General features: G+C 40.0%; 11 protein-coding genes. 4 read left to right on the plus strand and 7 right to left on the minus strand.

Annotation, left to right across the window (positions count from 1 at the left end):
* Positions 1-128 precede the first annotated feature (128 nt).
* From IPU53_RS02380 to IPU53_RS02390, 3 genes are all read left to right on the plus strand, one after another.
* Positions 129-1,610: a sugar ABC transporter ATP-binding protein gene (locus tag IPU53_RS02380; RefSeq protein ID WP_207447171.1), complete on the plus strand. Its 1,482-nt coding sequence runs from the start codon at positions 129-131 to the stop codon at positions 1,608-1,610.
* A gap of 24 nt (positions 1,611-1,634) precedes the next feature.
* Positions 1,635-2,684, plus strand: a complete 1,050-nt coding sequence (locus IPU53_RS02385) for an ABC transporter permease (RefSeq protein WP_207447173.1) — start codon at positions 1,635-1,637, stop codon at positions 2,682-2,684.
* A gap of 179 nt (positions 2,685-2,863) precedes the next feature.
* Positions 2,864-3,628 carry a polyphenol oxidase family protein gene (locus IPU53_RS02390; RefSeq protein WP_207447175.1) on the plus strand — a complete coding sequence of 255 codons (765 nt, stop codon included), beginning with the start codon at positions 2,864-2,866 and terminating at the stop codon, positions 3,626-3,628.
* 222 nt (positions 3,629-3,850) lie between these two features.
* Here IPU53_RS02390 and IPU53_RS02395 read toward each other — a convergent pair whose 3' ends face one another.
* The 5 genes from IPU53_RS02395 to IPU53_RS02415 all read right to left on the minus strand — a co-directional run bounded on the left by IPU53_RS02395 (position 3,851) and on the right by IPU53_RS02415 (position 10,118).
* Positions 3,851-4,420 (minus strand): hypothetical protein, encoded by a 570-nt coding sequence (locus IPU53_RS02395; RefSeq protein WP_207447177.1) that lies wholly within the window; start codon positions 4,418-4,420, stop codon positions 3,851-3,853.
* A gap of 673 nt (positions 4,421-5,093) precedes the next feature.
* Positions 5,094-6,695: an FAD-dependent oxidoreductase gene (locus IPU53_RS02400; protein WP_313886432.1), complete on the minus strand. Its 1,602-nt coding sequence runs from the start codon at positions 6,693-6,695 to the stop codon at positions 5,094-5,096.
* Between the two features lie 323 nt (positions 6,696-7,018).
* Entirely contained in the window at positions 7,019-8,026 is a 1,008-nt protein-coding gene (locus IPU53_RS02405; protein WP_242698012.1) for a zinc-dependent alcohol dehydrogenase, read from the minus strand.
* A gap of 16 nt (positions 8,027-8,042) precedes the next feature.
* Positions 8,043-9,101 carry a dihydrodipicolinate synthase family protein gene (locus tag IPU53_RS02410; protein WP_207447181.1) on the minus strand — a complete coding sequence of 353 codons (1,059 nt, stop codon included), beginning with the start codon at positions 9,099-9,101 and terminating at the stop codon, positions 8,043-8,045.
* Positions 9,102-10,118, minus strand: a complete 1,017-nt coding sequence (locus tag IPU53_RS02415; RefSeq protein WP_207447183.1) for an NAD-dependent epimerase/dehydratase family protein — start codon at positions 10,116-10,118, stop codon at positions 9,102-9,104.
* A gap of 215 nt (positions 10,119-10,333) precedes the next feature.
* Between IPU53_RS02415 and IPU53_RS02420 the strand changes: the two genes are divergently transcribed.
* Positions 10,334-11,692, plus strand: a complete 1,359-nt coding sequence (locus IPU53_RS02420; protein WP_207447185.1) for a hypothetical protein — start codon at positions 10,334-10,336, stop codon at positions 11,690-11,692.
* Between the two features lie 106 nt (positions 11,693-11,798).
* On the opposite strand, the gene IPU53_RS02425 is transcribed toward IPU53_RS02420, so the two are convergent.
* A complete protein-coding gene (locus IPU53_RS02425; RefSeq protein ID WP_207447187.1) occupies positions 11,799-12,605 on the minus strand; it encodes a carbohydrate ABC transporter permease in 807 nt (268 codons plus the stop codon).
* A 33-nt stretch (positions 12,606-12,638) separates the two neighbouring features.
* Positions 12,639-13,535: a carbohydrate ABC transporter permease gene (locus tag IPU53_RS02430; RefSeq protein WP_242698032.1), complete on the minus strand. Its 897-nt coding sequence runs from the start codon at positions 13,533-13,535 to the stop codon at positions 12,639-12,641.
* Positions 13,536-13,541 lie beyond the last annotated feature (6 nt).

Here is a 13,541-nt window from a genome sequence, read left to right on the forward strand (position 1 = left end):
CACTAGTACATCCTGTACGTCGCAACACCTTTCTGACCAACATTCTGTTGGCCTTCGACAAGTAAATGTTCTGGGACAAAGAAAAGCTTTCTCTGCCTTTCATTGTCCCAGGTTATGGAAGTGATCGTATGAAAATTGAAATGAATAATATAAGAAAATCCTTTGGAAAAAACAATGTGCTCAAGGATGTTTCGCTTAGTGTTCAAGGCGGAGATATATGCGCTTTGCTTGGTGAAAATGGTGCGGGAAAGTCAACCCTGATGAACATTCTTGGAGGCGTTCACCAAATGGATGCAGGTTCAATTCTAATCGATGGAAAGCCTGTAAAATTTGCTACACCGGCCCAATCACAGGCAGCGGGTATTGCTTTTATACACCAGGAATTAAATTTAATCAATGACTTGCCCATCTATGAAAACATGTTTCTTGGTAGAGAATTAAAAACTAAAACAGGTAGCTTAGACTTAAAACGCATGTATCATGAAACCAATGAAATATTTAAAAAGATGAATATTGATTTAGATCCCGAAAAAATGGTTCGAGACTTGGATTCCTCCTATAAACAAATAGTAGAAATTTGCCGGGCGATAATGACAGACGCATCCATTATAATAATGGATGAGCCTACCACGTCTCTAACAGACCAAGAAATAGAGCGTGTGTTCACAATGATGAAAACATTAACAAAGCATAACGTCGGCATTATTTTCATTTCCCATAAATTAAATGAAGTTATGCAATTTTGTAGCCGCTATCTCGTCCTTCGCGATGGTAATCTTGTTGCAGAAGGAGCGGTGAGCGATGTCACAACCAATGATTTGGCTAGATATATGGTTGGATTTGATGTAAGAACAGAACCCTTATTAAGGGAGAAAAAAATTGGGAAAGAAATTTTGCGAGTGGAAGGTCTCACTGACCCAGCCGCTTTTAAAGATATTCATTTTTCCATTAGGGCTGGCGAAATTGTCGGGTTTACGGGATTACTTGGGGATGGGCGAAGCGAGCTTTTTCAAGCTACTTTTGGAGCGAAACATCCTTCAGCAGGCAAGATCTTTCTGAATGGAAAAGAAGTCGTCATTCATAGTCCAACACAAGCGATCAAAAAAGGCATTGCCTATCTTCCAAGAAATCGGAAAGAAAATGCCATTATTAAGGATATGGATATTTTTGAGAATGCTTCGATTGCCACTTGGCCTAAATTTTCCAAACGTGGGAAAATTGAAACGAAGAAACATCAGCTCGAGTTTGAAAAACAAAGAGAGCGATTACGTTTAAAAATGGGCAAGCAAACAGACAATATCACAAGTCTCTCTGGAGGGAATCAGCAAAAAGTTGTCCTGGCCAAATGGTTGGCAGCCGATCCACAGTTACTTATTTTGGATAACCCCACACAGGGTGTTGATGTTGGAGCTAAAGAAGATATTTATGATATTATCTTAGATCTCGCAGACAAAAATATTGCGGTTGTCGTCCTTTCTAGTGAAGCCGCAGAAATTATTCGTGTCTGTGATCGTGCTCTTGTAATGTACCATGGGGTCATTCAAGGCGAGGTAACGGGAAAAGAAATGAATGAGCATACGATTATGAATCTCGCTACAGGCGGAAATTGATCAGGCTAAAGGAGGGAAAACCCAATGACCGATAATATCCGTGTTAAAAATAATCGAAACTTTTTTACATGGTTTAAATATAAATGGCACCATGAGCCTGTATTTAGTACAGCCATCGCACTTATTGTGATGATCATTATCCAAACTTTAGTATTGGGCTTTAATTATGATTCATTTGGAAGCTGGTTTCAATCGTGGTTAAATAACTGGGTAAATATCTTAAGAAATAATGCCGGAGTCGGAATTATCGCACTCGGTATGACCTTTGTCATTATGACCGGAGGGATTGACCTTGCCGTCGGCTCTACTCTAGTGGCAACAGGAGCCTTTACGATGGTTCTATTGGATACTAGTACAAAAGGAATTTTAGCCGGCCTTGGCCTAACTGGTTTTCCCGCGATCCTCATCACAATTGTACTTGTCATCCTTATGGGCTATTTACTTGGACTCTTAATTGGAACAAGTGTAACAAAAGGAAATATTCCGCCCTTTATTGCGACCTTAGGAGCAATGATGATCTTTAGAAGTGTCACACAACACTTTATGCAAGGCTACAATCCAAAGGTTCCGATTGAGTTTACCCAGTTAGCAAGCTTTAAAATTGGCAACTATATGATTATGCCAATTGTTTATTGGGCGATCATCGCCTTTATTTTATATTATATATCGAAAAAAACCGTTTTTGGTCGGCAAATTATTGCAGTAGGATCAAACGAAAGAGCGGCTAAGCTCTCTGGTATCAATGTAAATAAAGTCAAACTAAATGTATACGCATTGATGGGCGTCCTTGTTTCGATTGCAGCTGTCATCCAAGTCTCGCGGATTGGCTCTATGGACTTTTCAAATGCTGGGCGAGGAATGGAAATGGATGCGATCGCAGCTGCCGTCGTGGGCGGCACAAGCATGCTTGGAGGCAGAGGGTTTATTTTGGGGACAGTCTATGGGATGCTGATTATCGCCGTCATGAACAATTTATTGAATCTATTTGGTGTTCCGCCGTTTCTTCGAGAGGCTTTCAAAGGATTCATCGTGATCGCAGCAGTGCTTCTGCAACGGAAGGAACAAGCCGCCTAACTGAATTCCTTAGCTAGTAAGACGCAAACATAGGCAGAAATGGGGGCAGAAAATTGTCCCTTTTTCAACTCCACATTAATCCCTACCATCATTTCTTTATTTTCCGCTTACAAGTAAATAAAATCACTCACATATTGCCACAAAGCCGTTAAAAAACATAAGATAGACAGGTGATACTTATGAATATAAAAATGTATATCAATAACGAAAAATGGCTCGCAGGAATGACGATGAAAGATGAAGATCAGCTGGAAAACTTTAATATGGCTCTTCATGCTTGTCAGGATAGGGAAGCGATATTGCAGAATCGCCGGCAATTAGCCCGCTTTTTAAATTGCGAATTAGGTGACTTCGTTTGTGCGGAACAAACACATAGTGCCAATTTCCATCAAGTTGTCCACGCTGATAAAGGCCGCGGGGCTGACAAATTAGAGACTGCTGTTCCAGTGACTGATGCGCTTTACACATACGAACCCAACATTTTACTATGTAGCTTCAATGCAGACTGTGTGCCAGTATTCTTTTATCATGAACCAAATGGTGTTGCGGGCGTTATTCACTCAGGCTGGCAAGGTACTGTCAAAGAGATCTCATTAAAATTATTTAAGCATCTGATTCATGACAACCAATGTGATCCAAATGGTTTTCATGTCCAAATTTGTCCAGCGCTCAGTCAAGAAAAATTTGAAGTGGATGAAGATGTCTACGTACAATATAAAGACTTAGGCTATGCGGATAAGTGGATTGAATATAACGAACAAACAAGCAAATATCATATTGATAATCAGGAAACCGTGAAACAGCAATGCCTATTAGCTGGCATTCCGGAAAATCAAATCCAAATAGATTATACCTGCACGTTTCAAAGTTCTGATGGTTTTTCTCATCGCCAAGATAAGCAAAGCGGGAGGCATCTTTGCTTTATTATGAAAAAGGAAAAATGAAGAGCTCTTCTAAAAGTCGAAAATCTCCAAAAAACTTTCTTGTGACAGACCGACAGGGCATAGATCATGCAGGGGTTGTGCCGTACAAGATGTACTAAACACGTTGACGCGTTTTGAGTCTACCGCTAGAATGCGCGTATCTAGCTTGCGGCACTTATCCCTGACACCATACGCTACAGATGTCTTCAGTTTCCACAAGATTGTCGTCTTTTTTGGAATTTTCTATTCAACAAGCTTTATACTTAAAAGCTTTTTTGATTTAGGCAGATACTGAATTACATACGCTCTTCCTTCTTCAATCCGCCTAAATCCCTTTCCTGAATATCTTTCTGAAAATTCCCGTCCATCAGCAAATATGTATTCATAATAGGTATGTTCTCCTGCAGAACGAATAGCAAATTTTTCAATAACTACCTCCTCTGTTACCGTATTGCCCGTGATATAGCTAGCTATATCAATGAGGTTATCTTTTAAGTTATGAGAAAGAAGCCCCCCTAAACCAATCAAAAATAATGCTATTAAAGGACCAATCCATGCTAAACGCTTCGGATCAGCCGCTTTCTTTTTTACAATAAAGTATATGCAAAAGACTATAAGAGCCAAACCTAGCAAGATAAGGAGAATACCATTCATATTCACGACCAAAACATCATAAACAATGAATTTTATAAATTGTCCCTTATCTTCCTGGCTGGACAACCATCTTGAAATAAATATAATGAACGCTGACACGAGCACGACGCCAATGGCCTCGATCATCCCGTAATCAGATTGTTTTTGTCTTCTATCCATAAGCTCTTTATCCCCTTGACCGTTATGAATACCACACTAAATTTCCTTTTATTATTTTAGCAACGAACATATTTTCAGCTGTTCCGGAAACGAATAAAAAGAGCGATCAAGTGAAATGTAGGAGTGATCACATGTCGCAACATACAAATGAACAGCAAAAAGAAAAGTCTAATAAGTCAACACCGAATACACCCGATAAATTGAAACTTCATTCAGTGGGGGTTTTTTTCCCCCACTGAATGTTAAGGATCAAAGGCTAAATTCGCAACATCCTGTTGCAACGCCTTTGTGACCTGCGTCCTGCAGGCCTGAACCAATCGGGTATTTACTAGCAGTTGTCCCCCACTTACAATTCTCGTTTTCACCTCGAATTCTTGAAGTGGGGGGCTTACTGCCAGTTAATTCGGGATAAATTCGGAAAGTTGATCGGAGGACAAACAGGCGAAATGACCTTTATGATGCAATATCACTTTCACGGTTTAATTCCTTAAATGCTGTTCTCCTATGGGGGGCACAATCAAAAGCGAACCCCATACTGTCCTGCTCAGTATTATATAGGACAAACTTCTACTTTCCTAGCTACTAAAATCCCTGTTATCCCTTAAGCTTGTATTCCTATCGAACTAGCCCCGACTTTCTCCATAAAAATAATCCGCTATGAGGCGGATTGGCTTTATTTTCCAAATGTTGCTTCCATGCGTTTAATCGGATCATCCTCTATCTCTTCCGACCACTCTAATACTTGTCCGCAACGCAGAAGTTCAGTTCTTAAATCATTATATTGTACTTCTTGTACACTTACCTTGTTTATCAAGGCAAGTACAGCTGCTACCCCAGCGGATTGCCCTACTATCATAAAAACAGGTTCCATGCGTATGGCACCATAAGCAATATGCGAGCTCGATAAACAAACAGGGACAAGTAGGTTCCTACATTCGCTTAATTGTGGGCAAATCGAACGATATGAGATAGAAAACGGAGAAGTCGGTACTTGAACATCTCCTTCATTGACACATCGTCCATCTATCACAACACGACGACAATGATGGGAATCCATATGATAGGAAGCAAGGCCAACAGAATCATGAATAGAGGCTTGTCCTAAACAATTATGATCTGTCATCACATAATCAGAAATCATCCGTCTTGCCTCACGAATATAAAGCTGTGGGGGCCAATGCCCTGTTTCCACAAATTCATCTCTAGGAAGCCCCCACTCAGCTACTTCTGCGCGAATACTAATTGGTACTCGTTTATCATTTGCAAGAAAATAAAGGAGACCGAGATCATAATCTACGTGTTGTTGAAAGATTTCCTCGCGATGTTCATAGCTTCCTTCTGGCCAGTCATAGTTCATGCCAATATAATCTGTCGAGAAAGCACCATAATTATTTAAATCAGACTTTCTGTTTGGTAGCATAGTATGGAGTTTAAACACATCCCACACACCAGAATGGATGTATCGTAATAGTAATTGATATTGCTCGGCACAGTAGTTGGCTGGTTTCGGAAAAGGAACCCGCTTTTCGGGATCGTTCGTAAGGCAAATCCGGAAATTATAAGCTTGAATACGGTGATCCCCTTGCCCTTGATAGCCTAGTATGCTTGGGTCATCCTCCGTTATTCCTGGTAAGAGCCCGCTTTTGGCATCTCCTTCTTTTTTATAAGGATCGATCCATTTTTCAAATTTATGGTGGGGGCCGCCAAATTGAATCCCATTATAAATTTCTTTATATGTCGCATTGGATTCCCTTCCAACAAAATAGCATATACCGGCCTTAGCTAATACATCACCTTCGTAACTGCAATCCATAAAAATGTCAGCTTGATAACAAGAACCATCCTCCATGACAATTTCGGTTATTTTCCCCTTTATCGTCAACACCTTCTCTAGATGTTGACGATAATATACGGCAATATCATGCTCCTTTATCCATTTTTGAAAAACATATTGGGCTGCTTTCGGCTCAAAAATCCATTGTTTTTCCTTTTGATAATAACGGGCGATCTCTTGATAGAATTCTTTAGCAAGACCACCAACCGCTTCTTCTGCCCCGAGATCAGTGGCTCCTAAACCACTAGCTGTCATCCCACCGACCTGCTGACTAAATTCCACAATTGCTACTGAATACCCTAAGCGGGCAATCTGCACAGCAGCTGTAATGCCTGCTGGTGTTCCTCCATATATAATGACATCTTTTTTAATGAACCTTTTCTCTGAGTTTTTTGTGGTTGGTACATAATAATGTAGCTTCTCTATTCCCAAAGTCTCCACCACCTCCCTTTCTTGTTTTCCAGGGAAAGCGCCCGCTTTTTGAGCACTACGCCCTGGCACAATGAATATCAACGACCATAAAGTGAAACTTCATTCAGTGGTTTTTTTCATCCCCCACTGAATGGTAAGGATCAAAGGCTAAATTCGCAACATCCTGTCGTTTCGCCCGCACTAGTACGTCCTGTACGTCGCAACGCCTTTATAACCTGCGTCCTGCAGGTCTGAACCAACAGGGTATTTACTGGTAGTTGTCCCCTCGTTTTCACCTCGAATTCTTGAAGTGGGGGGCTTACTGCCAGTTAATTCGGGATAAAAAGTGCCCATTAATAACGAATTAGTTTTGTTAATGTACTTGTCTTCTTATTGCGTAACTGTTCAAATTCACCTAGAACATCGTCAAAAGCCACCTCTGCCGTTATTAACGGCTGGACGTCAATTCGTCTTTCACTTACTAAACGAATATATTCAGCAATGTTTCTCCCTTCCGTCCAACGCACAAACCCATAGGGATAATCAATCGCTTGCTTCTCATAGACCTCATCATAGCGTCCAGGCCCACCCGCTCGCGATATCAAAAGTTCCGCCTCTTTTCCAAACATAAGATCTCTTGGAAAGTCAGGTTCCACATCTCCTACAATTACAACCTTGCCCTTATTTCGAATCCATTTTAGGCTCTCATGGGTCAAAGGAGATCTCTTCCCACCTGTACAAAGCAAAACGGCATCTGCCCCGTGCCCATTTGTACTTTCAAGGATCTTTGCCTCCATCTGCTCTACGTTAGCGAAAGCATGAATACCATTATCAGAAGCTAACATAGCCACACGCTCTTCGTATAAATCACAAGCAATTACATGATAGGCAGCAGCATTGGCAATTTTAGCAATCATTTGCCCAAGCATTCCCAACCCTACGATTACGACCGTTTCGCCAAATTGTAGCTTAGCAATTCTGAGTGCATGAATCGCGATCGCCCCAATTCCTGCAAGTGCAGCCTCTTTTGTCTCCACGCTTTCTGGTACTCTTGTATACAATGTGCGGGGCACCAGCAAATATTCACCATGATGAACAAATGGCGCCCCGTAACAGGCAACAAGGTTACCCTTCTCCACATCGGTGATCCCCTCCCCCCATTCCACAACTTCCCCCATGGCACTATAACCAAGTGGAACTTCACAATTCGTGCTACTCTCCATCATCCCTAATTCCGTCCCTGGAGAGATGACAGAATACATTGTCTTGATCAAAATATAATTCGGTTTGAGTAAAGGAATATCCTCATGGGCTATTTCAATCTGTTGGTTTTTTGCCACTATTTTGCGCAAAGTCATCATTCACACTCTCCTATTCTTATACCTCACTCAACCACTTTTTAAGATGGGCTTGCACAAACTCATCATCATGTAAATGCGGGTATGCCGCATAGACACGATCGATTTCCTTGTCCTGATTGGAGCTTAATCTCTCTTTATCCAATAAACATTCATTTCCTTGCAATAGTCCTTGTCTTGCTAGAACTTCATTGATCCCTGCTATACAGCCTTTAAATTGATTCTTTGCATCAAAAAAGGCGGCGTTTGCATCTGTAATTTCCTGTCCTAAAGTCAAAAACTCGCTTGGTATTTCCTCCTGATCCCTTACGGATTGAATTTGTTTGAACAACTCAACTACTCTTTTCGTCCAAACAGCCCAATGACCAAGCAACCCTCCAACAATCTGCTTTTCTATCTTTTTTCCAGCTACGTCAAAACGATACGTTGTCAATAAATCATTCACAATATTATCATCATTTCCCGTATAGATCGCGATTTCTTCATTCCTTGATGAACGGCAAACAGCGCGCACAACATCAAGCGATTGATAACGATTAAAAGGAGCGATCTTAATAGCATGAACGTTCGGTATTTCTGCAAGCGCCTTCCAAAATTCATAGGATAACACTCTTCCCCCAACAGATGGCTGTAAATAAAAGCCAAATACCGGGATGATTTCCGCAATCCTTTCTGTTCGTTCTAGAAGTTCTCCTTCCGAATATGACTTTAATCCACCCATGCTCAGCAAACCAAGATCGTACCCGATCCCTTTAATAAACTTCGCCTCTTTAATCGCCTGTTCAACCGGACCACTAATCCCCCCTACTTTTATAAAAGCTTCAGTCATCCCAGCCTTTTCAATTTCCTCTATAGCCAAAGCCATCACTTTTTCATAGAGGTTGAACTGAGGGTCACGTATTTCGAATTGAGTTGTATGAACACCAACTGCCACTCCCCCCGCACCTGAATCGATATAATAACGCGTCAGTGCACGTTGTCTTTTCTCATCAAGTTCTCGTTCATTCGTTAAAGCCAAGGGATGAGCTGGAATCACAGCTCCTTCATGTAGCTTTTCTTTTACTTGTTGATTTAACATTTAGAAAGCCCCTTTTCGTTCTTGGAAATGTGTCGGTTTATCATGAGTCTCCCCATTGTTCATCAACCAAATCGAGACCATGTCAATCATTTGCTGGATCGATACCTTTGGGTAGCCAAATAATTGATGGGCTTTAGCCGCATTGTTTAATAAAGCTGTTTGTTGCTCCTCATTCTCAAATTGAGGGCGCTCGCCAAAGCGCTTTCCAAATTCCTCGGCCAACCAACGAATTGAGATGGTTTCTGGTCCTGTTATATTTAAAATCTTCGGTGGTGTTTCACAATGTAATAGAGAACGAATTGCATATTCATTGGCATCTCCCTGCCAAATGACATTCACATTCCCCATCGCTAAATCAATCTTCTTTTTCGCTAATACTTGTTTCCCAATCTCTAAAACTACCCCGTAGCGCATATCGATGGCGTAATTTAATCGAAAGAAAAGCATCGGTGTCTCGTTTTTCCGAGAAAAATAAGTTAAGATTCGCTCCCGTCCTAAACAAGATTGCGCATATTCACCAATCGGTTCTACTGACTTCTCTTCTGTACAATCATTGTTTAACACGTTCGTCAAAGGATACACATTACCGGTTGAAAAAGCGACAATTTTTGAGGAGGAAAATTTCTCAGCCAATCGGCCAGGCAAGTATGTATTCATCGCCCAAGTAAGATGTTCATTCCCAACTGTACCAAACTTATTACCTGCCATATAAATAATGTTTTCAACATTCGGTAAGGCCTGTAAAGCTTGATCATCTAATAAATCGATGGCAATGGTGTCAATTCCAAAATCCTCCAATTCTTTTTGCAAATTTCCCGATGAAAAACGCGAGACGCCAATGACTCTTTTTTTCACTGCTGCTACATCAATAGCCCGTTTCGCTAATTTAGCCAAAGTTGGCCCCATCTTTCCTCCTACGCCTAAAATTAAAATATCGCCATTCATATGTTTAATGTCCTCTAATAGTTGTTTTGAAGGCTTTGTCATAAAGGCTTCTAATTCTGCGATTGTTCTCATTTAAACACCCCTATATTTCTTATGTTACAAACATAAATACCACTTATTCGTATTGTATGAAGAGACCTATTAAAAGACAAGTCTTATAAATGTCTTTAATTAAAACATATAAGAAAATACTACAAATCTAATAAAATCAGACTTTGACAGTCGCTAATGAAAAAAGTAATATGTTAACTAAAGAGACAAGTATGTCCTATAAAGGAGAAGAATCGATGACAATTCAATCTAGAGCTTCTTGCCATTCAGAAATCCAGATCGGTATTATTGGTCCCCCACCTTTGATCGAACTAGCGAGTGAAACGCTAAAATCTTTCCCAAATTTCCAAGCTCAATTTCGTCACTTTAACTCCTTTAACTTTGATCCTAACGCACTCAAAGACTTAATGAGTGATGTTGATGTCATTCTTTTTACCGAATACCATGTTTATGAGTTGGCCAAACAACAAGTTGAGTTCAGCCTCCCAGTCCATCATGTCCCTTTAATGGGAACGGGTCTTTATCGTTCTTTATTCCTTTTGAAAAGTAATCATGGATTAAAGGGATTATCTGTTGATACAGTAGAGCTGAAATATGTAGAACAGATTTTGCTCGAGCTTGGTGAACAGCCAAAAGAAATACTTATTTATAAGAAGCAAAGCCAAGGGTCAAAAATCCAAAAAATCATTGAATTTCACCTTCATAATTATTATACATACGGTACTGTTGCCCTCACTGGGATTCAGGAGGTCGCTGATGGTCTGATGGAACGAGAAATTCCTTTTGAATGGGTGACACCTACACAGCAAGACCTGATTGTCTCCCTTGAGCGCGCACTCTTGGCCACTAATACTCGAAGAAATAAAGAAGCGCAAATTGTATTTGGATTAATTAATATCGACAACTTCAAAGGCGTTGTGGAAAAATTCACGTCTGAACACGATGTACAAATATTGAAATTAAACATTCAACAGATGCTACTTGATTATATGAAACAGCTAGATGGCCATCTTATCAACTTAGGAGGAGAAGAATATTCATTCATTACTACAAGAGGGATCTTTGAACGGGAAACAAGAGGCTATAAGTTCATCCCCCTTCTCCAAGATACTAAAAGCGAACTTGATATTACTCTCAGCATGGGCATTGGATTCGGTAGGACGGCAGCCGAAGCAGGGAACCATGCACGATTAGCCCTCCGTCAATCCAAGGAATTAGGAGGAAATATTTGTTATATTGTGCGAGAAGACCGGAGCGTTTTAGGTCCCGTTGATATCACAACCCATACCCAGTATGAGAGATATGACCTAGCTATTACAGATGCAGGGCTTTTAGATAAAGCCGAGAAGGCAGGAATGTCTGCCGCCTATATGACAAAGTTGATGGCACGTGTTGCCCGCTATCGAAAGTTTGATTACACTGCTCAAGAATTGGCTTCAACTTTAAAGATTACGGTAAGAAGTGCGCATCGCATTCTATTAAAATGGATGGATGCTGAATTAGTTGAGATTGTTGGAGAAGAAAAAGTCACACATAAAGGACGCCCCCGCCGTATCTACCGACTTAGTTTTATTGATGATGAAGAACTTTTTTAAGGACGGGATTGGAGGTTTATCCTCCAGCCTTTCCTTATATCAACTTGGCGACAGACTCTCGACTGCTAGACATCTTAGCTGTCTCAACTCTTCCTAGTGTGAACCCTTATTTCAACCCAGACATTTGAATTCCTTCTGTAAAATAGCGTTGGAAAAAGAGGAAAATCAAAAAGGTTGGGACGAATGAAATCGCCGATCCGGCCATCTCAATCCCAAAGTTCCCTTCTTTCCCCAGCATAGAGGCTAATCCGAGTGTAATCGGGAACATCTTCTCCTGTGTCAAATAAATCAAAGGCTGGAATAAATCGTTCCAGTTTGAAATAAAAGAAAATGTCCCGACCGTCGCTACTACTGGTATGGATAGTGGCAATATAACCCTAAAAAAGATTTGAAAATCATTCGCTCCATCGATATAGGCAGCTTCCTCAAAATCATCCGGGATTCCTTGCAAAAATTGCCTGACAAGAAATACACCCATAATGCCCCAGAGCTCAGGAATAATCAGGGCGTTAAATGTATTGATCCAACCAAAATCAGAGAACATAATATACTTTGGAATAATAAGCAATTGCTGAGGAATCATAATCACTGCCATAAAAATCCAAAAGAGCATTTCCCTTCCAGGAAATTGCTTTTTCGCAAATATATAGCCTAATACCGCACAAAAAATCATTTGACTAAGGACTGGAATGACCGTCACAATGACGGAGTTCATAATCCAACGTAAAAAGGTGCCATCTCTAAAAATGTAAATATAGTTTTTCAAAGTAGGTTGATCTGGAATCCAAAACAAAGGATCTAGTTGTGCATACTGAGCATCTTTAAAAGATCCCAAAATCATAATGATAAATGGTAATAGAAAACAAGCTCCTAATAAAAGCAATGCTGTATACGGAATGATTTTCTTAGCCATGCTCGAATTCTCCTTTCCTAAAGCCTAACCCCATCAATAAATATTTGTTTCTTTCCCCAGGTATTTCCTCTGTATAAGGGAAATAACCAAAATGATAATAAACAAAACATATGATAATACCGATGCATAGCTTAAGTTCAAGCTGGTAAAACCTTGTTCATATAAGTAGTAAACGAGTGTGGTTGTCGAATAATTCGGCCCCCCACCTGTTAACAAATAGGCTGAATCAAAGATTTGGAAAGAGCCAATGGTCGTCGTAATTAATACATAAAAATGAATAGGTTTTAATAATGGAAAAGTGATACTACGAAAAATCCGAAAGGCAGAAGCGCCATCAATGCGTGCAGCTTCATACAATTGCTTTGGAACGGATTGTAATCCAGCAAAGTAATAGATCATTGTACTCCCACTTACTTTGAAAATACTTAAACCTGCTAATACTATTAAAGCTTGATCAGAAGCTGAGAAAAATAGCTGTGGCTTAATCCCAATGAAGCTAATTAAATAGTTGACTAATCCATCTGGAGTTCCTCTAAATAACCAGCCCCAAATACCAGCAATAATAACGAATGATGTCACAACAGGTAAAAAGAAAATCCCTTTAAAAAAGCGAGCAAATCTTACACCAGAATTAATAATAAGCGCTAAAATTAAGCCAAGTGCCATTGTGGGTAATATATAATAAATCGAAAATAAAACAGTATTCCAAATTGCTTTCCATGCTAATTTATCACTCAATAAATTTTTCCAATGTTTGAGTCCTACAAATTCTGGATCCCCAATTATTTTCCAGTCCATAAAAGTTAAATAGAAACTTAATAGAAACGGATACACTTGAAAAATTAAAAAATGAATCATAACTGGGGTAAGGAAAATATAGACAATTGCATTTCGTTTTAGTTCCCTTTTGACGCGCTGTCCCAAAGGCATTTTTTT

This window comes from Bacillus sp. SD088, from assembly GCF_017355205.1.
In the GTDB taxonomy this organism is placed as follows: Bacteria; Bacillota; Bacilli; order Bacillales; family Bacillaceae_C; genus Lederbergia.

Excerpts from the sequence above, each read along its gene's own strand:
- IPU53_RS02380 (WP_207447171.1), top strand. The coding sequence starts at position 129 with ATGAAAATTGAAATGAATAATATAAGAAAATCCTTTGGAAAAAACAAT.
- IPU53_RS02385 (WP_207447173.1), top strand. The coding sequence starts at position 1,635 with ATGACCGATAATATCCGTGTTAAAAATAATCGAAACTTTTTTACATGG.
- IPU53_RS02390 (WP_207447175.1), top strand. The coding sequence starts at position 2,864 with ATGAATATAAAAATGTATATCAATAACGAAAAATGGCTCGCAGGAATG.
- IPU53_RS02395 (WP_207447177.1), bottom strand. The coding sequence starts at position 4,420 with ATGGATAGAAGACAAAAACAATCTGATTACGGGATGATCGAGGCCATT.
- IPU53_RS02405 (WP_242698012.1), bottom strand. The coding sequence starts at position 8,026 with ATGATGACTTTGCGCAAAATAGTGGCAAAAAACCAACAGATTGAAATA.
- IPU53_RS02410 (WP_207447181.1), bottom strand. The coding sequence starts at position 9,101 with ATGTTAAATCAACAAGTAAAAGAAAAGCTACATGAAGGAGCTGTGATT.
- IPU53_RS02415 (WP_207447183.1), bottom strand. The coding sequence starts at position 10,118 with ATGAGAACAATCGCAGAATTAGAAGCCTTTATGACAAAGCCTTCAAAA.
- IPU53_RS02420 (WP_207447185.1), top strand. The coding sequence starts at position 10,334 with ATGACAATTCAATCTAGAGCTTCTTGCCATTCAGAAATCCAGATCGGT.
- IPU53_RS02425 (WP_207447187.1), bottom strand. The coding sequence starts at position 12,605 with ATGGCTAAGAAAATCATTCCGTATACAGCATTGCTTTTATTAGGAGCT.
- IPU53_RS02430 (WP_242698032.1), bottom strand. The coding sequence starts at position 13,535 with ATGCCTTTGGGACAGCGCGTCAAAAGGGAACTAAAACGAAATGCAATT.